General features: G+C 66.8%; 18 protein-coding genes. 4 read left to right on the top strand and 14 right to left on the bottom strand.

Going from position 1 to position 21,935, the window contains the following annotated elements; all coding sequences use genetic code 11:
* Window positions 1-106: 106 nt before the first annotated feature.
* The 5 genes from CDN36_RS02820 to CDN36_RS02800 form a co-directional block, all read right to left on the bottom strand.
* Window positions 107-1,342 (bottom strand): acyl-CoA dehydrogenase family protein, encoded by a 1,236-nt coding sequence (locus CDN36_RS02820; protein ID WP_287495940.1) that lies wholly within the window; start codon window positions 1,340-1,342, stop codon window positions 107-109.
* Window positions 1,343-1,415: 73 nt separating this feature from the next.
* Window positions 1,416-2,510, bottom strand: coding sequence for a phosphotransferase (locus tag CDN36_RS02815; protein WP_287495939.1), 1,095 nt, complete (start codon window positions 2,508-2,510; stop codon window positions 1,416-1,418).
* A 140-nt stretch (window positions 2,511-2,650) separates the two neighbouring features.
* Window positions 2,651-3,367 (bottom strand): histidine phosphatase family protein, encoded by a 717-nt coding sequence (locus CDN36_RS02810; protein WP_287496000.1) that lies wholly within the window; start codon window positions 3,365-3,367, stop codon window positions 2,651-2,653.
* Window positions 3,368-3,489: 122 nt separating this feature from the next.
* Window positions 3,490-4,269, bottom strand: a complete 780-nt coding sequence (locus CDN36_RS02805; RefSeq protein ID WP_287495938.1) for an oxepin-CoA hydrolase, alternative type — start codon at window positions 4,267-4,269, stop codon at window positions 3,490-3,492.
* A 16-nt stretch (window positions 4,270-4,285) separates the two neighbouring features.
* On the bottom strand, window positions 4,286-5,833 hold the full coding sequence (locus CDN36_RS02800; RefSeq protein WP_287495937.1) for a 3-hydroxyacyl-CoA dehydrogenase: 1,548 nt from the start codon (window positions 5,831-5,833) through the stop codon (window positions 4,286-4,288).
* A 525-nt stretch (window positions 5,834-6,358) separates the two neighbouring features.
* Between CDN36_RS02800 and CDN36_RS02795 the strand changes: the two genes are divergently transcribed.
* Window positions 6,359-7,012, top strand: coding sequence for a glutathione S-transferase family protein (locus CDN36_RS02795; protein WP_287495936.1), 654 nt, complete (start codon window positions 6,359-6,361; stop codon window positions 7,010-7,012).
* A 142-nt stretch (window positions 7,013-7,154) separates the two neighbouring features.
* Here the strand turns inward: CDN36_RS02795 and CDN36_RS02790 are convergent, their stop codons facing one another.
* Together CDN36_RS02790 and CDN36_RS02785 are read right to left on the bottom strand one after the other, a co-directional pair.
* The gene (locus CDN36_RS02790) at window positions 7,155-8,348 is read right to left on the bottom strand and encodes a pyridoxal phosphate-dependent aminotransferase (RefSeq protein WP_287495935.1); all 1,194 of its coding nucleotides are present in this window, start codon (window positions 8,346-8,348) and stop codon (window positions 7,155-7,157) included.
* A 79-nt stretch (window positions 8,349-8,427) separates the two neighbouring features.
* Entirely contained in the window at window positions 8,428-8,949 is a 522-nt protein-coding gene (locus CDN36_RS02785) for a putative toxin-antitoxin system toxin component, PIN family (protein WP_150555069.1), read from the bottom strand.
* A 47-nt stretch (window positions 8,950-8,996) separates the two neighbouring features.
* Here CDN36_RS02785 and yaaA point away from each other — a divergent pair, with 47 nt between their 5' ends.
* Together yaaA and CDN36_RS02775 are read left to right on the top strand one after the other, a co-directional pair.
* The gene (yaaA, locus tag CDN36_RS02780; RefSeq protein ID WP_150555070.1) at window positions 8,997-9,776 is read left to right on the top strand and encodes a peroxide stress protein YaaA; all 780 of its coding nucleotides are present in this window, start codon (window positions 8,997-8,999) and stop codon (window positions 9,774-9,776) included.
* Window positions 9,777-9,842: 66 nt separating this feature from the next.
* On the top strand, window positions 9,843-11,003 hold the full coding sequence (locus tag CDN36_RS02775) for a M14 family metallopeptidase (protein ID WP_287495934.1): 1,161 nt from the start codon (window positions 9,843-9,845) through the stop codon (window positions 11,001-11,003).
* Window positions 11,004-11,163: 160 nt separating this feature from the next.
* Here the strand turns inward: CDN36_RS02775 and CDN36_RS02770 are convergent, their stop codons facing one another.
* Window positions 11,164-11,838, bottom strand: a complete 675-nt coding sequence (locus tag CDN36_RS02770) for a BspC domain-containing protein (protein WP_287495933.1) — start codon at window positions 11,836-11,838, stop codon at window positions 11,164-11,166.
* A gap of 300 nt (window positions 11,839-12,138) precedes the next feature.
* Here CDN36_RS02770 and trmB point away from each other — a divergent pair, with 300 nt between their 5' ends.
* Entirely contained in the window at window positions 12,139-12,825 is a 687-nt protein-coding gene (gene trmB / locus CDN36_RS02765) for a tRNA (guanine(46)-N(7))-methyltransferase TrmB (protein ID WP_150555073.1), read from the top strand.
* Between the two features lie 25 nt (window positions 12,826-12,850).
* On the opposite strand, the gene CDN36_RS02760 is transcribed toward trmB, so the two are convergent.
* The 6 genes from CDN36_RS02760 to CDN36_RS02735 form a co-directional block, all read right to left on the bottom strand.
* Window positions 12,851-14,029, bottom strand: a complete 1,179-nt coding sequence (locus CDN36_RS02760; RefSeq protein WP_287495932.1) for a DUF2863 family protein — start codon at window positions 14,027-14,029, stop codon at window positions 12,851-12,853.
* Between the two features lie 197 nt (window positions 14,030-14,226).
* Window positions 14,227-14,790 carry a methylated-DNA--[protein]-cysteine S-methyltransferase gene (locus CDN36_RS02755; RefSeq protein WP_150555075.1) on the bottom strand — a complete coding sequence of 188 codons (564 nt, stop codon included), beginning with the start codon at window positions 14,788-14,790 and terminating at the stop codon, window positions 14,227-14,229.
* Complete coding sequence (locus tag CDN36_RS02750; protein ID WP_287495931.1) at window positions 14,787-16,274, bottom strand: DNA-3-methyladenine glycosylase 2; 1,488 nt, start codon at window positions 16,272-16,274, stop codon at window positions 14,787-14,789. Before CDN36_RS02750 ends, CDN36_RS02755 begins: the two co-directional genes overlap by 4 nt.
* 241 nt (window positions 16,275-16,515) lie before the next feature.
* Entirely contained in the window at window positions 16,516-19,221 is a 2,706-nt protein-coding gene (acnA, locus tag CDN36_RS02745; protein ID WP_150555077.1) for an aconitate hydratase AcnA, read from the bottom strand.
* A 222-nt stretch (window positions 19,222-19,443) separates the two neighbouring features.
* Entirely contained in the window at window positions 19,444-19,932 is a 489-nt protein-coding gene (locus CDN36_RS02740) for a hypothetical protein (RefSeq protein ID WP_150555078.1), read from the bottom strand.
* Window positions 19,933-20,621: 689 nt separating this feature from the next.
* On the bottom strand, window positions 20,622-21,605 hold the full coding sequence (locus CDN36_RS02735; protein WP_150555079.1) for a malate dehydrogenase: 984 nt from the start codon (window positions 21,603-21,605) through the stop codon (window positions 20,622-20,624).
* Window positions 21,606-21,935: the final 330 nt, after the last annotated feature.

Genomic DNA, 21,935 nt, shown 5'->3' with positions numbered 1-21,935 from the left:
ACCACGGATAACGGAATGGGCCGGGCACGCGACGCTCGCGTGCCCGGGAAAACTGCCCGGAAATTACACCACAGAACGCTTACCCCTGCCGGGCGCGGGGTCGGCGTCAGCGGCCGGCGTCCCCCGCATCGGCGTAGCGCGCCAGTTCGAGCTTGGCGATCGCGTTGCGATGCACTTCGTCGGGGCCGTCGGCAAAGCGCAGCGTTCGGGCGCTGGCATAGGCGTAGGCGAGCGGGAAGTCGCCGGACAGCCCGGCCGCGCCATGCGCCTGCATCGCCCAGTCGAGCACCTGACAGGCCATGTTCGGCGCGACGACCTTGATCATGGCGATCTGCGCACGCGCCGCCTTGTTGCCGACCGTGTCCATCATGTACGCCGCCTTGAGCGTGAGCAGACGCGCCTGTTCAATGAGGCACCGCGCCTCGGCAATGCGCTCGCGCGTGACACCCTGCGCCGCGATCGGTTTGCCGAACGCCACGCGAGAGAGCGTGCGCCGGCACATCAACGCCAGCGCCCGCTCGGCCAGCCCGATGAGGCGCATGCAGTGGTGGATGCGCCCCGGCCCGAGCCGCCCCTGCGCGATCTCGAAGCCGCGTCCCTCGCCGAGCAGAATGTTCGAGGCGGGCACACGCACGTCGTCGAGCACGATCTCCATATGGCCGTGCGGCGCGTCGTCGTAGCCGAAGACCGTGAGGGGACGCACGCGCGATACGCCCGTGGCATCGGCCGGCACCAGAATCATCGACTGCTGGGCGTGCCTGGGCGCATCGGGATCGGTCTTGCCCATCACGATGAACAGGGCGCAACGTGGGTCGCCGGCGCCCGTCGACCACCATTTTCGACCGTTGATGACGTACTCGTCGCCGTCACGCCGGATCCGGCATTGCACGTTGGTCGCGTCCGACGACGCCACATCGGGCTCGGTCATCAGGAACGCCGAACGAATCTCGCCGCGCAGCAGCGGCTCGAGCCACTGCGCCTTCTGCGCCTCGGTGGCGTAGCGCTCGAGCGTCTCCATGTTGCCGGTGTCCGGCGCGTTGCAGTTGAACACCTCGGGGGCCCACGGCACCTGTCCCATGATCTCGCACAGCGGCGCGTATTCGACGTTCGTGAGACCGGCGCCACGACCGGAGTCGGGCAGGAACAGGTTCCAGAGTCCGGCCTGCCGGGCGAGCGGCTTGAGCCGTTCGATGACCTGCGACGGCTGCCACGCGTCGCCCTGCCGGCGCGCGATCTCGATCTCCTCCAGGTATCGGCGCTCGTTGGGGAAGATATGCTCGTCGAAGAACGCATTCAGACGGGCGCGCAGCGCTTCGACCTTCGGGCTGTAGCTGAAATCCATGACGTCTCCGTTCGAGAACCGTTGGTAATATCGGTCAACGATATTGGCCCGCGGTATTGGTGGCCGATATCGGTTAGCGCGATGCGCCGCCGCGCCGCGCATACTCCCATGCCAGCTCCGCCATCGGCCGCGCGCGTTTGCCGGCGTCGAGCGCTTGCTGGCTCGCGGCCGTGCCGTCGCTCACGCGCTTCATGATGCCTTGCAGGATCGCGGCGATGCGGAACATGTTGTAGGCGAGGTAGAAGTCCCATTGTGCGGGCGGCTGGCTGCCGGTGCGCGCACTGTAGCGGGCCACGTACTCGCGCTCGTCGGGAATGCCGAGCGCGGCCCAGTCGAGCCCGGCAATGCCGCGAAACACGCCGGGGCTGACGTGCCACGCCATGCAGTGGTAGCTGAAGTCCGCGAGCGGGTCGCCCAGCGTCGAGAGTTCCCAGTCAAGCATGGCAAGCACGCGCGGCTCGCTCGGGTGGAAGATCAGGTTGTCGAGCCGGAAGTCGCCATGCACGATGGTCGTGCGCTCGGGGGCGTCGGACGGCAGGTGTGCGGGCAGCCATTCGATGAGCCGGTCCATGGCCTCGATCCGCGCCGTCTCGGACGCACGGTACTGCTTGCTCCAGCGGGCGATCTGACGCGCGATGTAGTCGCCGGGCTTGCCATACGTTTCGAGGCCGATGGCGTGGTAGTCCACACGGTGCAGGGCGGCGATGACGCGGTTCATCTCGTCGTAGATCGCGCCGCGCTCGGCCGGCGACATGCCGGGCAGCGACGGGTCCCACAGTACGCGTCCCGGCACGAAGTCCATCACGTAGAACGCCAGGCCGATGACCCCTTCGTCTTCGCAAAGGCCGCGCATGCGCGCGACGGGCACGTCCGTGCGCGCGAGCGCGTCCATTACGCGGTATTCGCGTTCGATCGCGTGCGCGGAAGGCAGCAGCTTTGCCGCCGGGGCCGGCTTGGTGCGAAGCACGTAGCTGGCGCCTGGCGTGCTCAGGCGGTACGTGGGATTCGATTGCCCGCCGTTGAATTGCGAGACCGTGAGCGGCCCGGCGAAGCCATCGACGTGGGCGGCGAGCCAGCGCTCGAGCGCGGCGGCGTCGAAGGGCGCCCGGCCCTCGATCGGCCGCTCGCCCGCAAACGCGGAAAAGTCCTGGGGAAGCGCCTCGGCCATGCTGTCTCCTGCATTTCCGGTGCTGCGTTGATCGGAAGTGTCTCGACTGCTGCGGGTAATTCGGGTCTTGCCGTGCGCGCTCGCGCGGCGCGCCTGCGCAGCGACGGGCGTCGCCGCCGCGCCCACCGGGCCATGCCCGTTTAGCCGCGCTGCCGTGAACGCACGAACGACGCGAAAATCTTCTCCATCACCGTAAGCCGGTTGTCGCGATGCAGCGGCTGCGGCGGCGCGAAATTCACGAGCCGCACGACCCAGTCTTCCGGCTTGTCGCCGACGTCGAGCGCGTTGATGCAGGCCGGCGTCTGTGCGAGCTGGCCGAGGAACAGGCGCCCGAGCGGATGCATCGCATGCGAGAGAATCGCGCGGTTCACGCCGCCGTGCAACACCAGCAGCACCGTATCCCACGAGCGGTCGGCGCGCAGTTCGGCCAGCGGCGGCACCACGCGATCGAGCAGCTCGCGCACGGATTCGCCGTTCAGGAAGCGGGTGTCTTCCGGCACGAGCCCATCGAAGGCGGCGAGGAACGCCTGCGCAAGATCGGCCGGCGGCAAATCGGCGATGTTGCCCGCGCGGATTTCCTGCCAGCAGGGCCACGTCTCGATCTCCACCCGCTGCCCGGTCTGCGCGAGCACGCGCTCGGCCGTCTCGCGCGTGCGCGGCAGGCCGCTCACGATCACGCGGTCGAAGCGGATGTTCTCGGCGGCGAAGGCGCGTCCGGCGGCGCTTGCCTGCGCGCGTCCAAGCTCGTTGAGTGCGACGGCGTCGGCGTCGATCGGTTTGCCGCTGTCGTCGAAGTAGGTGACGTCGCCGTGGCGCATGAGATAGATGCGCCGGCGCTGGGGCGGGGTGAAGGCCAGAGGGCCTGCGTCGGGGCCGAGATGGCCGAGAGAGCTCATGCGGCAATTCTCCTGAGAGTGCGGTCGCTTCGCGTGGGGCGGGCCCGTCGTGCCGACGTGGACGGGCCGCCCCGCCGGATTCGTCAGATGTATTTTGCCGGACGTTTTTCCAGGAATGCGCTGATCCCCTCCAGCCCGTCGGCGTGGTGGAGCGACGCCACGAAGTTGTCGCGCTCGGCGCCCAACTGCTCGGCGAGCGTGGCGCTCGCACCGCTTTCGATGAGCGACTTGATGCGGCCCACGGCGTTCGGCGAGAGCTGGGCGAGGTCGGTGGCCCAGTTCAGCGCTTCGGCCCGAGCCTGCCCGGGGGCCACCACGCGATTCACGACGCCGGCGGCGGCCAGACGTGTTGCCGCGACCGGCTTGCCTTCGAGCAGGATCTCGGTCGCGAGCGCACGCGGCAGCGCCTGCGAGAGAAACCACGAACCGCCGCCGTCGGGCGTGAGGCCGACCTTGATGTAAGCCATCACGAACTTGGCGTTCTCGGCGGCCACCAGCAGGTCGCAGGCAAGCGCGAGCGAGAAGCCTGCACCGGCCGCCGCGCCTTCGACCGCCGCGATGACCGGCTTCGGACAGGCGCGCAGCGCTTCGATCCATTCGGCCAGCGCGTCGATGCTCGCGGCCTGTACCGACGGATCCTGCTTGCGGTTCTCGAGCAGGCGATTGAGGTTGCCGCCCGCGCAGAAGAAGTTGTCGGCGCCGGTGAGCACCACGGCGCGCACCGACGGGTCGCGTTCGGCCGTCGCGAGGGCTTCCACCCCGGCGGCGTACATGTCCGGATGCAGCGCGTTGCGTGCTCCGGGGTTGGAGAGCGTCAGCACCAGGGTGTGGTCGACGCGTTCGGCAAGCAGTTCGGCGCTCATGGGGCGAATCTCCGGGTCACTGTTCTTCGGTGAGCAGCGACACGCCCAGCTGTGCGCGGCGCGTGAGCCACGGCGACGGACGATAGCGCGGGTCGCCGTAGAACGATTGCAGATTGCGCAGGACGGTGAGCAGCAGGCGGGCGCCCACGGCGTCGCCGAGCGCGAGCGGCCCCTTGGCGTAGCCCAGGCCCAGCGTGACGGCGCGGTCGATGTCGTCCGGCGTGGCAATGCGTTGTTGCGCGATGTCCGCGCCGATGTTCACGATGGTGGCGATCACGCGCTGCGCCACGAAGCCGGCGCAGTCGCGGATCACGGTCACCGGCGTGCCGCCGTGCGCGAAGAGGGCGTGCGCGGCGTCGCGCGCCTCGGGCGCCGTGACGGGCGTGGTCATGAGCGTGTGGCGCCTGGCGCCCGCCAGGGGCAGCAGCGTGTCGACAGCGACCGTGCGCGTGGCGTCGAGGCCCTGCTCGACGGCGCAGGTCGTGGCATCCTGGCCCAGCGGCGTGACGATGATCAATGCCTCGGCGGACGGGCGCTCGCCGCTCTCGAGGGTCACGCCCGTCTGGCCGAGCAGTTCGACCACGGCGGCAAAGCCGCGCGTATCGGCGCGGCTTACCCACACGCTGGCGGGCAGCGCGTCGGGCGCGGGCGCCTCGGGCGGCACTTGCTGCTTGCCGTCGACATAGCGATAGAAGCCTTCGCCGACCTTGCGCCCGAGCAGGCCGCCAGCCAAACGCACTGCCGTGATCGGTGACGGGCGAAAGCGCGCTTCCTCGTAGAACTGGTGGTAGATCGACTCCATCACCGGATGCGAGACGTCGAGTGCCGTCAGGTCGAGCAACTCGAACGTGCCCAGACGGAAGCCGGCCTGCTCGCGAAGGATGCGATCGATGTCGGCGAAGCTGGCCACGCCCTCGCTCGCCACGCGCAGACCTTCGGTGTTCATGCCACGCCCGGCATGGTTGACGATGAAGCCCGGCATGTCCTTGCAGCGCACCGCCGTGTGGCCCATGCGGCGGCCAAGGGCGAGCAGGGCGTCGCCGACTTCGGGCGCCGTGCGCAGGCCATCGATGACTTCGACCACCTTCATGAGCGGCACCGGATTGAAGAAGTGGTAGCCGGCCACGCGCTCCGGCCGCTCGCACGCGGCGGCGATGGCGGTGATCGAGAGCGACGACGTGTTGGACGCGAGAATCGCGTCGGGCGCCACGATGGCCTCGAGCGAGCGGAACAGGTCTCGCTTGACGTCGAGCTTCTCGATGATGGCTTCGACCACCAGATGGCAATCCGCGAGCTCCTCGAGCGTGGCGCAGGCTTGCAGGCGGCTCATCGTCGCCTCGACGCCGGACGCCTCGATCTTGCCCTTGGCGGCGAGTTTGTCGAGCGTCTCGCGCAACGCGTCCAGCGCGCTCTGGACGGCCTTCGCGTTGGTGTCGTAGAGCTTCACGCGCAAGCCGGCCTGCGCCGCGATCTGAGCGATACCACGGCCCATGGCGCCGGCGCCGACGATGCCCAGCACATCGATGGCCCTGGCGGAGGTGGCGGTCGGGGAAGATGCAGTCATTCGGAGTGTCTCGAAGTTGTGGTGTCGGTAGTGTGGCCCGGGCCGCGCGCGCAGACGACGTCCGGCCCCGGCGCAACGCCCGGCTTCCGGCGCCGCGGCCATGGCGTCATTCTATCGTCCGACCGGTCGGTCGGGAAATGAATTTCCTGGCGAGACCGCCTGTGATGCAAACCGGTGCCCCTGGCGCATTGCGGCTATTGTCGCCGATCTCGTGCCGCCTGCCAGCCGTTGTTCCGCTGCGCGGTCGGCGCGCGGGCAAGCGGGGCGATGGCCATCTTGGAATTCGGGACGCCGCGACCGCTCGGCGATTGACGTTTGCGAGCGCGATGCCGGTACACTCCGGGTAGCCATCGTGCGCGGACTGCCGTTCGTCATTACGGACATTACGGACATCGCAGACATTACGGAGCTCCGCAGCCGCGCGGCGAGGGCCATCGACGCCGCTGCCGTCATCGACGCAGTGCCCGGGACGCATTACGAACGTTGCGCACGCGCTGTCGCTCGCCGTGACGCAAGGGAGACATCATGTTGAAGCTGTACGGATTTCCCATCAGCAACTACTACAACAAGGTCAAGGTTGTGCTGTACGAGAAGGGCGTGCCCTTCGAAGAAGTCGAGTCGATTCCGTGCCAGGACGAGCCGGTGCTGCAGTGCTCGCCGCTCGGCAAGGTGCCGTATCTGCAGACCGAACACGGCTATCTGGCCGAGTCGCAGGTGATCTGCGACTACCTGGAGGCGACGCATCCGGCGCCGGCGCTGTTCTCGCGGGATCCGTGGCGTCAGGCCAAGGAGCGGGAACTGCTCACGATGCTGGAACTGCATCTGGAACTGGTCGTGCGCGAACTGTACACGCAGGCGTTCTTCGGCGGCACGGTCTCCGAGGGCACGCGCAACCGCACGGAGAAGTTGCTGCGCCGAAACATCGCGGCGTTCAAGCGTCTCGCGAAATTCTCGCCTTACGTGGCGGGTGAGACGTTCACCATGGCGGACATCGCCGCCGGCATCCATCTGCCGATCCTGGGCATGGCCACGCAGGCGGTGTATGGCGAAGACTTTCTGCAATCGGCCGGCATCGACTGGAAGGCGTATGGCAAGCAACTCGCCGAGCGCGAGTCGTTCCAGCGCATGCGCGCCGAGCAGAAGGCCTATCAGCAGGCGCAGAAGGCCAAGGCCGGCTGAAACACCGGCGTTCGCGAGGCTCGCAACGCCGGAAAAAAGGGAGGGCCGCCATCGGTCGATGGCGGCCCTCCCTTTTTTCCGCGGGACGCCGGCATGCCGCACGCCGTGCCCGTGCGTATCACGCCACGCGCGAAGGCATGGCTCAGAGTTTGGCCAGACGCGCGAGCGCCTCGCGCAACGTGTCGTCCTGCTTCGCGAAGCAGAAACGCACCACGCCCGACTCATGCGGCTCGTGATAGAAGGCCGACACGGGAATGGCCGCCACACCGATTTCGCCCGTGAGCCACAGCGCGAAGTCGCCTTCGCTCATGTCGCTGATCGCGCTGTAGTCCACGCATTGGAAATATGTGCCTTCGCATGGCAGCAGCCTGAAGCGCGTGTTGGCCAGACCGGCGCGGAACAGGTCGCGCTTTTTCTGATAAAAACCCGAGAGCTCGAGATAGGGCGCCGGATCGCGCATGTAGTCGGCCAGACCGACCTGCATCGGCGTGTTCACCGTGAACACGTTGAACTGATGCACCTTGCGGAATTCCGCCGTGAGCGCGGCCGGTGCGGCGACGAAACCGACCTTCCAGCCCGTTACGTGATAGGTCTTGCCGAAGCTCGACACGATGAAACTGCGACGTGCCAGCTCCGGATGCCGCGCCACGCTCTCGTGGCGCTTGCCGTCATACACCATGTGCTCGTAGACCTCGTCCGAGATCAGCAGAATGTCGGTGCCGGCCACGATCTGCGCGAGTTGGGCCAGATCGCGCTCGTGCCACACGGTGCCGCTCGGGTTGTGCGGCGTGTTGAACAGGATCAGACGGGTGCGTGGCGTGATGGCCGCCGCGAGTTTGTCGAACGGGATGCGAAACTCGGGCGCCTCCAGCGTGATATACACCGGTTTGCCGCCGGCGAGCTCGATGGAAGGCACGTAGCTGTCGTAAGTCGGCTCGAACACGATCACTTCGTCGCCCGGGTGCACCGTGGCGAGAATCGCGGTGAGCAGCGCCTGCGTGGCGCCGGCCGTGACCGTGATCTCGGTGTTCCAGTCGTAGCGCTGTCCGTAGAGCCTGCCGATCTTGTCGGCGATTGCCTGGCGCAGCGCGGGCACACCGGCCATGGGCGGGTACTGGTTGTGGTCTTCGCGCATGGCGCGCGAGACGGCGTCGACGATCTTCGGATCGCACGCGAAGTCCGGGAAGCCCTGGCCGAGATTCACCGCCTGTTTCTCGGCGGCGAGCGCGGACATCACGGTGAAGATGGTGGTGCCCACGTTCGGCAGGCGCGAGGCGAGCGGCGGAGCGCTCAGTGCAGGGGAGGAAGCGGCGGGAGTAAGGTGGGGCGCGTTCATTTGGACGGTGCAAGCCATCGGCAGCGATCAACAGACCGCCATTCTACCGCTGGTGCGGCGGATCTGCGGGCGCGCCGGGTCAGGCGGCGGCCGTCAGCAGCGACGCGAAGGCGCTTGCCGTCACGATCCGAAAGCCGAACTGGCGTGCCACCCGGCTACGCAGCTTGAGCACTGCCTTGTCCTTGCTGACGAGCCAATGGGCCTGGCCATCGCGCGCCGCCTCGAGAAATTTCTGATCGTCCCGGTCGCGGCACAGCGGCAGGGGCGCGGCGGGCGCGATGTCCCCGGACGCGGGCATCGGCCCAATCGGCAGTGTGTGCATGTCGACCCAGCCGAGGGCCGCGTCGTTGTCGATCTCGTGCGAGGCGAATTGCGGATAGGTCAGCACGATGGCGAGCTCGTCGCGGCAGCGCGGCGCCATGAGCGCGGTGAGACGGCGGGCGACGAGCGCCTCGCGCACCGGTCGTGCGACGGGATCGTCGAAGACGAGGAGGTCGATCCAGACGTTCGTGTCGAGCACCACGCGCGCGGGCGTGGCGAGGCTCGCGAGGTGTTCGGCGAAGGCCCGGTCCGCGGGCGTGGCAACAGCGTTTTGAAGCATTGGATAGAATGGCGGTTTCACGTTTTTGCAGGAACGCTGCACCCCATATGATAATTGTTCTCTCGCCGGCCAAATCGCTCGACTATGAAACGCCGCCGCACGTGAGCACGCACACCGTGCCGCAATTCGTGGACGATGCGGCCGAACTGATCGAAGGCCTGCGTGAACTGAGCCCGGCGCAGGTCGGCTCGCTCATGAGCATCTCGGACCAGCTCGCCGCACTCAACGTCACGCGCTACGCCGAGTGGACGACCCGCTTCGATACCTCCAACGCCAAGCAGGCCGTGCTCGCCTTCAACGGCGACGTCTACGAGGGCCTGTCGGCCCGCAGCCTGAGCGCCTCGCAACTCGACTTCGCGCAGCGTCACCTGCGCATCCTGTCCGGCCTGTACGGCGTGCTGCGCCCGCTCGATCTGCTCCAGCCCTACCGGCTCGAGATGGGCACGCGCTTCGCGAACAAGCGGGGCCGCGACCTGTATGCGTTCTGGGGCGATCGGGTGACGCAGACAATCAATGCGGCGCTCGCCGAGCATCCGCAGACGCGCCGCGTGCTCGTGAACCTCGCCTCGGAGGAGTACTTCAAGGTGATCAAGCGTCGTCTGGTCGAGGCGCCCGTGATCACGCCGGTGTTCGAGGACTGGAAGAGCGGCAAGTACAAGATCATCAGCTTCTACGCCAAGCGGGCGCGCGGCCTGATGGCACGCTACGCGATCGAGCGCGGCGTGACCGACGTGCAGCAGCTCAAGGCGTTCGACAGCGAGGGCTACGCCTTCGACGACAGCGTCTCGAACGACTCGCTGTGGGTGTTTCGCCGTCGCGTGGCCTGAGGCCAGCCAACCACCAGCCCCGGGGCCTGTCCCGGGGTTTTTCATTTTTTGTCAGCGAGACGAGTCATGACCGTTCAGATCAGCAGCAGATTCGATAGCGGCGCCATTCACGTGGTGAGCGCCGAGCGCGCCGACGACATTCACGTTCGCGTGCCGCAAGACGGCGCCGCGGAGTTCGCCCAGTGGTTCCACTTCCGGGTGCAGGGCGTGGGCGGCAAGCCATGTCGTATCGTGTTCGACAATGCGGGACAGACATCGTACCCGCGCGGCTGGGAAAACTACCGCGCCGTCGCGTCGTACGACCGCGTGGACTGGTTCCGGGTGCCAACGACCTACGACGGGCAGGTCATGACCGTGGCATTTACTCCGGCGCACGACAGCGTATATCTCGCCTATTTCGAGCCTTACCCCGAAGAGCGCCATCTGGCGCTGCTCGGCACGGCGCAGAACTCGCCTCGCGTGCGTTCGCGCTCGCTGGGCCAGACGATCGACGCGCGCGACATGACGCTGCTCACCGTGGGCGAGCCCGGTGAAGGCAAGCGCAATATCTGGGTGATTGCGCGACAGCACCCCGGCGAGACGATGGCCGAGTGGTTCGTGGAAGGCCTGTTGCGCCGTTTGCTCGGCGCCGGCGACTGGGCGGGCGATCCGCTGGCTGCCGCGGTGCTCGACGAGGCCGTGTTCCATGTCGTGCCGAACATGAACCCTGACGGCGCTGCGCGCGGCAACCTGCGCACGAACGCCGCCGGCGCGAACCTCAATCGGGAGTGGCTCGAACCCGATCCGCTGCGCAGCCCCGAGGTGTACCACGTGCGGGCCGCCATCGAGTCGATCGGCTGCGACATGTTCTTCGACATCCATGGCGACGAAGCACTGCCATACGTCTTCCTGGCGGGCAACGAAGGCGTTGAATGGGCGAGCGAGGCGATTCTCGCGCGCGAGAAGGCCTTTGGCGAACGCTTCAAGGCGGCGAGCCTGGACTTCCAGGACAGGTTCGGCTATCCGCCCGGCAAGCACGGCGCGGAGTCGCTCAAGCTCGCGTCGAAATGGGTCGCGCACCGCTTCGGCTGTCTCTCGCTCACGCTGGAGATGCCATTCAAGGACAACGCCAACCGGCCCGACGCGCTCGTGGGCTGGAGCGGCGCGCGCAGCGCCGCACTGGGAGCGTCGATGCTTGCCGCCATCGGGTCGCAGTTGCAGGCCGACAAGGCGCAGGCTGAGCGGTAAGTCCCGGCAGCGGCCGTCGCCGCCGTCGCCGCCGTTGCCATCCCTGCCGCTCCTGCGGCCGTGCAGCCGGGCGTGGCGCGATTCGCACGACGCGTCGCGATGCGTCATGCGTCATGCGTCATGCGCCATGCTTCGCTCACGCAAGGCGGTCTGCGATGGCTCAGTTCGTTTTCTTCTTCGCGGTGCTCTTCTTGGCGGTGCCCGATTTCGACGGTGCGGCTTTTGTCGTCGACTTGCCCCCCGAGGACTTCGCGGTGGCGCCGCGCTTGCCCGACCTGGCCGCGGCGTGCGACGCCTTGCCGCGCGTGCCGCGTGCGGAGCGCTTGACCGGCTGCTCGACCTGCGGCAGCGGCGACGTATAGTCGAAACCCATCATGCGGCCGTCGGCGTAGCCGCAGCGGATGTGGATCTTGTCCGTTTGTCCGGTGGTGCGTTTGCCGATGCCGTCGAGCTCGACCATCTGCGTCACGTCGACGCGCTGCTTGCGATCGTCGAACGGACCCGACCACGGCGCGACTTTCGCATGCTCGGGGTCGAGCGCGTTGTCGGCGTATTCGACGCTCTCGTAGCCGGGTAGCGTCGCGACGACAAAACTCGCATGCGCCGCGCAATCGGCGACGAGCGGATCGGCATGACGGGTGTTGATGAATTGCTCGACCAGCGCACGGTGCTGCTCGAGCGTGAAGGCCTGCGCCGGGGCCGTGAAGGCCGACAGGCAGACGGGCGTCGCGACGGCGGCGAAACTGGCGAAACCGGCGAAACCGGCGAAACCGGCGATCCGACGCACGGCTCGCAGCACGACACCTGCGGCGCGTTGAAGAAATCGATTCGACATTGCTTGACGTATTCTCGGGGGCGCAAGGGTCAGACCCTAAGCATTGCAGAGCAATGCGGGCATGCGGCGACTCATTCAGTGAGTCTCTGGCACGCGCCGCTCGCGAAGAAGCTTCGCCGCATCTTGGAACACAGCGGCAAAACGGCTCTCATCTTAACCGAAAAAAAGCCGCTGACGCCCGCCACACAAGCCCGTAGACGTCGCTCGGCGCGTGAAGAAAGTTACGGCGCGCTACAATGCACACCTTTGCGGCGCCCGCGCACCAGGCGCGTACGCCGTGCGACGTTCTCACCTTGCCGCATGTTCGCCAATTCACGCACCGTCGACAGCGCCCAAACCGGTCCGCACGAGAAACTCGCGCAGCTCGTGAGCCGTCATCGCGACGCGCTGTTCCGCAAGCCATTCGCCGCCTACAGCGCGGGCGCCTTCGATGCGGCCATCGCGGCATGGCGCCACGCGGGCGCGGCGCCGCTCATCATCGACGCCGGCTGCGGCGTGGGTGAGAGCACGCTGCGTCTTGCCACGCGGTATCCCGAGCACTTCGTCATCGGCGTCGATCAATCGGAGAGCCGCATCGTGCGCGGCAAGGACTGGTGGGAGGGTGCGTGGCCGGAGAACTTCGTCTGGGTGCGCGCCGACCTGGTGGATTTCTGGCGGCAGTTGCACGACGCGGGCATTCGTCCCGCGCGGCACTACATTCTCTATCCGAATCCGTGGCCGAAGATCGGCCAGCTCGCCCGCCGCTGGCATGCGCACGCCGTGTTCCCGACGGTGGTGGCGCTGGGCGGCGTGCTCGAATGCCGCAGCAACTGGGGCGTCTACGTCGACGAGTTCGCGCAGGCCGTCGAGTTGCTGAGCGGCGTGCGGCCCGACGTCGAGGCGTATGCGCCGGCGAACGAGGCCGACGCCATGACGCCGTTCGAGCGCAAGTACCTCGCGTCGGGACACGGCCTGTATCGGTGCATGGTGACGCTGCCGGCGACGTGACGGACGCGGCGCGCGCCGCGCATGCTCAGTGAAAGTGCGGGCGGCTCGGCTCGGCGTCTTCCGGCATTTCGGCGTGAACGACTTCGCCCACGGGATCCGGATACAGCGGCACGCCGCAGTCGTCGCAATACTCGGGATCGAAGCGCCCCGGATGCTTGCGAATCTCCGTGACGCCGCACGCCTTGAGCAGGTCCGTCACTTCGTCGAGCGCACCGCCCTCCACTTCGCCGTTCTCGCGGCCGTAGAGCGGCCACACCACGCCGTAGATGACGTCGTTGCTGCCCCGTTGCGTGAAGCCGATGCGGTACTCGTCGATGTTCTGCTCCCCGAAGCCGGCGACCACGGCGCGCAGTTCCTGCGGCGTGAGCGTGAGCACGTCTTCCAGATAACGCAGCGCCGTGCGGATCGTGTGCGGACGGATGCGCTCGTCCGCTTCACGGCAGCTCGCGTAATACGCGTCGGGCAGCAGGCATTCGATCTCGCAGCCGGGCAGCAGCGCGTTGAGATTCGGGCCCCCTTGCGCGGACCACGCTTCCTGGCACTGGCCGCGCTCGGCATGGCGCGCGCCTTCCTCTTGCCAGCGGAACATCGGCGCGCCCCTGGGCACGGCAACGGCCGTGAGCAGGAAACGCGGATCGGCGAGGATCGGCGCCGTTTCGGGCAGATCGTTGCCGGGCTGCTTCACTTCGGCGTTGTCGACTGCGGCGCGCACGAGCTGCTGCGTGACTTTCCACGATTCGCAGTGCGTGCGCGGCAGCTGGTCGATGCTGTAGAGGTAGGGCGAAATCGCGACGCGGGCTGACTCGGCCAGCACGTGAGCGTGCAGATGGGCGCGAATGGGCATGAGCGCGTCGGCCTTGACCGGACCCGAGGGAATGGCGTAGCGCGTCCACGCAAGAATCGGGATGGCGACGAGCAGGCCGTCCCAGACCTGGTCTTCGGCTTCGGGCTCGGCAGACTCGCTCTGCGATTCGATGAGGTCGGCGAGCGCGCCATAGGCCTCGCTGTGGTTGGCCTGGAGATGATCGAGGGCGGCGTCGATGGCGGGCTGGTTGCCCGTGCGCAGCACGCGCGTGAGCAGCGTGTCGAGCTGCGCTTCCCAGAAGCGGTCTTCGATGCGGCTACCCGAGGCGGCCAGCGCGAGTGCGTGGCCGACCAGCTTTTCGGCGTCGGGAGTCAGTCGTTTGGCGGTGCGTGAGCGCATAGTCTTGCGAAGCAGAAACACATGAACTCACGATTGTACGGCATGCGTGAACCCGAAGGACGGGATGTGTACGTCGGACCCCGCGCGGCGCCGCCGCGCGCGGCCCAGCGCGAGGGCGAAAGGGAGGGCGCAATCGGAGGCAATCGGGCCCGATCGGGCGAGGCGCGGCGCGGCGAAGGCAAACGCGGCGGGCGGCCTCAGAAGTCGAACGCAAGGTTGGCGGGCGCCGAGAGTCGCGTGCGGCGCGTCGCGGTGGTTGTCGCGGCATGTGCCGAGGGCAGGGCGGCGCCTTCGAGCGAGAGCAGCGCGAGCTTGCGCTCCACACCGCTTGCATAGCCCGTAAGCGTGCCGTCGGCGCCGATCACGCGGTGGCACGGCACGATGATCGTTATCGGATTGCGCCCGTTGGCGGCGCCCACGGCACGCGACTTGTTGACGTCGCCCAGCGCGTGCGCGAGATCGCCGTAGCTGCGCGTCTCGCCGAACGGAATGCGCAGCAGCTCGGCCCACACCAGCTTCTGGAACGGCGTGCCTTGCGGGGACAGCGGCAGGTCGAAGACGCGTCGCCCCTCGTGGAAGTATTCGTCGAGCTGCTGGCGGGTGCGTTTGAGCACCTCGAGCTCATCGCCGTCACGGCGCACGTCGTTCTCGCGCGGGAAGTACTTTTGATGCGAGAAATACACGCCGGTGAGAGCGTCGCCGTCGGCGACGAGCAGCATCTCGCCGAGCGGACTGCCGTAATACGTTTCGTAACGCGTCATGCACACGCCTCCTGCAAAGTCCCGACCGGCTGACCCGCCGGTCCCTGAGCCGCCGCACGCCAGATGTGCAGCGCCGCGTAGGCGCGCCACGGCGCCCAGCGCGCGGTGCGTGCGGCCACCGCGCGGCCGTCGGGCGCTCCCAGCGCCTGACGCAGCACCAGATCGTCGGCGGGCATCGCGTCGGGCGAACCGAGGGCGCGCATGGCGATGTACTGGGCCGTCCAGGGTCCGACGCCCTTGATCGACAGCAGCGTGGCGACGCTCGCTTCCAGCGGCGCGAGCGGATCCAGACGCAGCCGTGCGTCGACGATCGCCTGCGCCACGCCGTGAATGGCCGCGACACGACTGCGGATGATACCGGCTTCACCCAGTGCTTCGGCGGGAACGGCGAGCAGTTGCGCCGCGCTCGGGAAGGCGTGCGTGAGTCCGTGCACGGGCGTGGGGAGCGGCGTGCCGAACTGCCGGGCAAGGCGGCCGAGCAGACGCCGGGCGCCCTTGAGCGTGATCTGCTGGCCGACGATGGCGCGCACGGCAATCTCGAAGCCGTCCACCGCGCCGGGCACGCGAAGCCCCGGCGTGTTTCGCGCGAGCGAGCCGAGATGCGCGTCGATGATGTCGGGGCGTGCGCCCAGGTCGAACAGGTGACGAAGCTTGCCCAGGACTTGCGGCACGCTGCTGGCCAGCGCCGGGGGTAGCGTCACCTGCAGCGCGTGCCGCTCGGGCAGCGGCGCGACGCGGCACCAGCCGGAGATCGTCTGCCCGTCCGGACGGTCGATGTTGAGCGTGCGCGTGTAGACGTCGCCGTCACGCAGTTCGACGCCGTCGATAGCGCGGTCCCCCAGGAAATCGAGCAGCGCGTGCCACGCGAACGGCGGGCGATAGGCGAGCTGGAAGACGAGGTCGCCGTCGGGCAGCGCGGCGTGGCGCGCATTCAGACGCAGGCGTCCGGGCGCGAAGCCGTAGCGGTCCTTGAACAGACTGTTGAAGCGGCGAACGCTGCCGAAGCCCGCCGCGAGCGCGACCTCCGTCACGGGCAGGGCCGTGTCGGTGAGCAGGCGCTTGGCGAGCAACAGGCGCTGCGTCTGGGCGTATTCGATCGGCGAGACACCGAATTCGTCCGCGAAGATCCGGCGCAGGTGACGCTCCGTGATGCCGATGCGCGCGGCAAGCGCGGGCAGCCCGGCGCGATTGAGAAAACCCTCGTCGATCATGGCGGCCGCCGCGTCGGCGAGTTCGCGCGTGGCGTCGAAGCGCGCGGCGCCTGGCGCGAGTTCGGGACGGCATTTCAGACATGGCCGGAAGCCGGCCTTTTCCGCGCCGGCGGCGCTGCCGTAGAACGAGCAGTTCTCAAAGCGCGGCGTGCGCACGTTGCACACCGGCCGGCAGTAAATGCCGGTGGAGGAGACGCCGACGAAAAACCAGCCGTCGAAGCGCCGGTCGCGGGCGCAGACCGCCTTGTAGCAGACTTCGGGGTCGAGGGTCATGGAAGGGGGCCCGGCAGTGCGGGGGCGGGCGAAGAAAACATGGCCTCACTCTACGCGTGCGTTTCGCGAGACGCTAGTCATTTTCGGACATGACAGGCGTGGCGCCATTGAATCGGGAGATAACGAACCCCGCCAGAGGCCGGAGACGACAAGACCCGGCGCGCGGCCGGGTCTTGTCGGTAGTTGCCGGGCGGCGGATTCGCGCCGCCCGGCAACCGTTGCGATTGCGCGAAATTGCCGCTCAGGCAGCCGCGAGCAACTGGCGCAGCACGAACGGCAGAATGCCGCCGTGCTTGTAGTAATCCACTTCGATCGGCGTATCGATACGCAGCAGCACCTGCACCTTCTGCGTTTCGCCGTTCTTGCGATGGATCACCAGCGTGACGTCCTGTTGCGGCTTGATGTCGGCCGTCAGCCCTTCGATGTCGAACGTCTCGTCGCCGGTAATGCCCAGCGACTGCACGCTGTCCGAGCCCTTGAACTGCAGCGGCAGAACGCCCATGCCGACGAGGTTCGAGCGGTGGATGCGCTCGAACGAGCGTGCGATCACGGCCTTCACGCCGAGCAACTGCGTGCCCTTGGCCGCCCAGTCGCGCGACGAGCCGGTGCCATACTCTTCGCCGCCGAACACCACCGTCGGGGTGTTCTCGGCCACATACTTCATGGCCGCGTCGTAGATCGAGAGCTGTTCGCCGCTCGGCTGGTGGATCGTCAGGCCGCCTTCCACGCGCGAGCCGTCCGCCTTCGGCGGGATCATCAGGTTCTTGATGCGCACGTTGGCGAACGTGCCGCGCATCATCACCTCGTGGTTGCCGCGACGCGAACCGTAACTGTTGAAGTCGGCCTTGAGCACACCGTTCTCCAGCAGCCACTTGCCCGCCGGCGACGTTTCCTTGATGGAGCCGGCCGGGCTGATGTGATCGGTCGTGACCGAGTCGCCGAACACACCCAGCGCGCGTGCGCCGTGGATCGGCTTGATGTCGGCGCTCGGCTCCATCGTGAAGCCCTCGAAGAACGGCGGCTCGGCGATGTAGGTCGATGCCGGCCAGTTGTAGACTTCGCCCTTCGAACCCTTGATCTTGGCCCACAGCGGGCTCGGCGCCTTCACCGAGTCGTAGTTGGACTTGAAGACCTTCGCGTTCATCGCGAACTTCATCAGCTTGTGGATTTCGTCGCTGCTCGGCCAGATGTCGCCCAGATAGATGTCCTTGCCGCCGTGACCCTTGCCGACGGGCTCGGTCATCAGGTCGCGCGTGACGTTGCCGGCGATGGCGTAGGCAACCACCAGCGGGGGCGAGGCGAGGAAGTTGGCGCGGATGTTCGGGTGAATGCGCGCTTCGAAGTTGCGGTTGCCCGAGAGCACGGCAGCGGCGACCATGTCGTTCTTCACGATCGTCTCGTTGAGTTCGGCCGTCAGATCGCCGGCGTTACCGATACAGGTCGTGCAGCCGTAGGCCGTCACGCCAAAGCCGAGCTTCTCCAGGTACGGCAGCAGGCCGGCCGCTTCGAGATACTCGGTCACCACACGGCTGCCCGGGGCAAGCGACGTCTTGATGTGCGGCGCGACCGTCAGGCCGGCTTCCACGGCCTTCTTGGCGAGCAGGCCGGCACCGAGCAGCACGCTCGGGTTCGACGTATTGGTGCACGACGTGATGGCGGCGATCAGCACGTCGCCGTTCTTCACGTCGATGCCGCTGGCGGTCTTGTACGTCGTCTCGAGCTGCGCCTCGGTCTTGTTGAAGCCGTTCTCGGCGACCGGCTTGGTGAACAGGTCCCTGAACGTCGACTTCACGTTGCCGATTTCGATGCGATCCTGCGGACGCTTCGGACCGGCCAGCGACGGCGCGACCGTGCCCAGGTCGAGCTTGAGCGTCTTCGTGTAGTCGATTTCGTCGGTCCCCGGAATGCCGAACATCTTCTGGGCCTTGAAATACGACTCGAACGCGTTGATTTCCTCCTTGGTGCGGCCCGTGCCCTTGAAGTAGTCGATCGTCTTCTCGTCGACGGGGAAGAAGCCCATCGTGGCGCCGTATTCCGGGGCCATGTTCGCGATGGTCGCGCGGTCCGGCAGCGCCAGGCTCGCCGTGCCTTCGCCGAAGAATTCGACGAACTTGCCGACCACCTTCTCCTTGCGGAGCATCTCCGTGATGGTGAGGACCAGGTCGGTGGCCGTCACGCCTTCGCGCAGGCGACCCGTCAGCTCCACGCCGACGACGTCGGGCGTGAGGAAGTAGACCGGCTGGCCGAGCATGCCGGCTTCGGCTTCGATGCCGCCCACGCCCCAGCCGACCACGCCGATGCCGTTGATCATCGTGGTGTGGCTGTCCGTGCCCACGAGGGTGTCGGGGTAGTACACGTCGTCTTTCCTGTGCACGCCGCGTGCGAGGTACTCCAGGTTCACCTGGTGCACGATGCCGAAGCCCGGCTGCACCACGCCGAACGTGTCGAACGCCTGCATGCCCCACTTCATGAACTGATAGCGCTCGTTGTTGCGCTGGAATTCCAGCTGCATGTTCAGGTCGAGCGCCTTTTTCTCGCGGAAATGATCGATCTGCACCGAGTGGTCGACAACCAGGTCCACCGGCACGAGCGGCTCGATGCGCTTCGGGTTCTTGCCCTGACGCTCGGCAACGTTGCGCATGGCGGCCAGGTCGGCCAGCAGCGGCACGCCGGTGAAGTCCTGCAGCACCACGCGCGCCACGACGAACGGGATTTCGTCGACGCGCTCGGCGTTCGGTTTCCAGTTGGCCAACTGCCTGACGTGCTCTTCGGTGACCTTCTGGCCGTCGCAGTTGCGCAGCACGGACTCGAGCACGATGCGAATCGACACCGGCAAGCGTTCGACGTTCACACCCAGGGCTTTACCCAGTTGGGGCAGCGAGTAGAACTTGCCTTTCTTGTCGCCGAGCTTGAACTCTTTAAGCGTTTTGTGGAGGTTGTGGGCCATGATCTTTCCTTGAGTGATACAGAAAAACGAAGCGGTGGTGATGCGGTTAGCGGGACCGGCATCGCACGGGCGCTTGTGTGGGCGCTCGCTGCGCTGCCGGTCCGTCAGAGGTCCGGCGTATCGGCGTATCGACGTATCGGGTACGGCAAGTCATGCTGAAGCTGCGGCAGGAAAGCGGCTGGCGCATCACGCGAACTGGGTCGGCACCCACCGGGCATGCACTCAGTTGGTCACCTTGATCAGTTCGTTCGACTGGGTCGGCGCCAGCTTGTTTTGCTCCGACATCGCTTGCGTCATGCACTCGTCTGCCAGACGGCTGCCGCCGTCGCGGTGCGTGAACAGCATCGCCTTGGCCGGGATCACGACGAGGTCCATGCCGCTTGCGGCGTCATAGAAGCGGTCGGCGCCGGTGGTCGTCTGCTGGCGCGGCAGCTTGTAGTTGCGGCCTTCCCAGAACATCGTGAGCACCTGGTCGCGCTTCATGTCGCCCTTGATGTACAGCTTGTTGTTTTCCTTGCAGCTCCACAGCTCCGAGCCTTCGTCCGGCTGCAGCGGGGCGGCGGCCGCGGCCGCCTTCTTCTTTGCCGGCGCCTTCTTCTTCGGGGCGGCCTTCTTCGTGGTCGTCTTGCTGGTCGCGTCAGCGGCGAACGCGGCCGGCACGAGGGCGGCGGAACACAGGGCAACCAGCGCGGTCAGGCAAAGCTTCTTCATAGTGAGTCTCCAAACGGTAGGCGAATAAAAGCGCAGATTATCTTACGAAGTCTGCGTCCTTCGGCGTTACCGTACAAATTTTTTCAATTCGTGCCGGGCATGCGCGGCGGGCGGCGGCGGTAGGGACCGGCGTCGCTGCATCACGGTTTGCGGTGTGGAACGTGGCGGCTCGCCGCAGGGGACCGCGGGCGTTCGCGATGCCGGCGAGCAGGGCTGGTGCGAAGCGGAAGATACCGGGTGAACTGGAGGCAAAACCGGCGAAACCCGCAGAAGAGGCGAAACCGGCAGAAGAGGCGAAACCGGCAACAGAGGCGAAATGCGAGGAGCGGGATGGACCGCACCGGTGAAACGGTTGACCGGACCCCTGGCGAAACGAACGTGGCGCGATCCCGGCAGACAGGGATCGCTGCGGTGCGCGGCGGGCGGCGGGGCAGCGCGGCATTCGCTTGGCCAGGAATGCGTCAGGCGCGACGTAGGGCATGGCAAGCGCAAGTGCGAGTGTCATAGCGCGATCGACGGCGCGGAGTTCCGCGCAATATTTCGTCACTCTCTTCGTCACTGTGGCTCCGACTCTGCAGGAAAAACGCCTGAGCGGGGCAGGGGTGCGCCGGCACCGGGGGTAAGCCGCCGGCGCGGTTCCGGCCCGTTGCAACGCTTTTGGCGTCGCGCAGGGCCGAAATCCCCGGGGATCAGCCCAGCAGGTGGGCCACGCCGGCGCGCTCTTCTTCGAGCTCGTTGAGCGTGATGTTCATCTTCTCACGCGAGTAGGCATCGATCTCGAGGCCTTCCACGCGCTTGTACTTGCCGTTCTCGCAGATCACCGGCACGCCGAAGATCACGTCTTCCGGAATGCCATACGAGCCGTCCGACGGGACGCCCATCGTGACCCACTTGCCGTTCGAGCCGAGCACCCAGTCGTGGATGTGGTCGATGGCGGCGTTGGCGGCCGAAGCGGCCGACGAAAGGCCGCGGGCTTCGATGATCGCGGCGCCGCGCTTGCCGACGGTCGGCAGGAACACATCGTTGTTCCAGGCGTCGTCGTTGATCATGGCCTTCACGCTCTGGCCGTCGATCGTCGCGAAGCGGTAGTCGGCGTACATCGTGGGCGAGTGGTTGCCCCACACGGCCAGCTTTTCGATGCTCGAAACCGGCTTGCCGGTCTTGGCGGCGATCTGCGACAGGGCGCGGTTGTGGTCCAGGCGCAGCATCGCGGTGAAGTTCTCCTTCGGCAGGTTCGGTGCCGACTTCATGGCGATGTAGGCGTTCGTGTTGGCCGGGTTGCCGACCACGAGCACCTTCACGTCGCGCTTGGCGACTTCGTCCAGAGCCTTGCCCTGCACCGTGAAGATCGCGCCGTTGGCTTCGAGCAGGTCCTTGCGCTCCATGCCCTTCGAGCGCGGACGGGCGCCGACCAGCAGAGCGACGTCGGCGTCCTTGAAGGCGACCTTCGGGTCGTCGGTCACGACCACGCCGGCGAGCAGCGGGAACGCGCAGTCTTCCAGCTCCATCACCACGCCCTTGACGGCGGCCTGAGCTTGCGGGAGGTCGAGCAGTTGCAGGATGACGGGCTGATCCTTGCCGAGCATGTCGCCATTGGCGATGCGAAACAGCAGGGAGTAGCCGATTTGGCCAGCGGCGCCGGTGACGGCGACACGCATTGCGGGTTTTGCCATGAGAATCTCTCCAGACGTGTACAAATTCCTGCGAAGCTCAGGATAAGCTCGCCGTCCGGGTGGCATTTTTGCCAGGCTGACAGCGCCGCGTCACATGAAGCTTCTAAAATTCCTTGACCTACGGAAGCTTGCGGGCTGCGGGTAGGCCGCCATCGACGAGTGCGAAGCACCGGACTCTCTTATAAGATAGCCGTGCTGCGGCGGCAGGCCCCTGTTAGCCCGCGTCAGTGTAGGAGTCGCCACAACGAATGTCAACTCTATCTTATGTCTTATATAAGACATAGGATTATTGCTGTTATTCGATGGACGAAGGTCTTGATTTGTGGTCAA

This window comes from Pandoraea sp. CB10b_02 (assembly GCF_002216225.1).
Classification (GTDB): Bacteria; Pseudomonadota; Gammaproteobacteria; order Burkholderiales; family Burkholderiaceae; genus Pandoraea; species Pandoraea nosoerga.
Note: the sequence above shows the minus strand (reverse complement) of the source record. Positions and strands in the feature narration are given on the sequence as shown.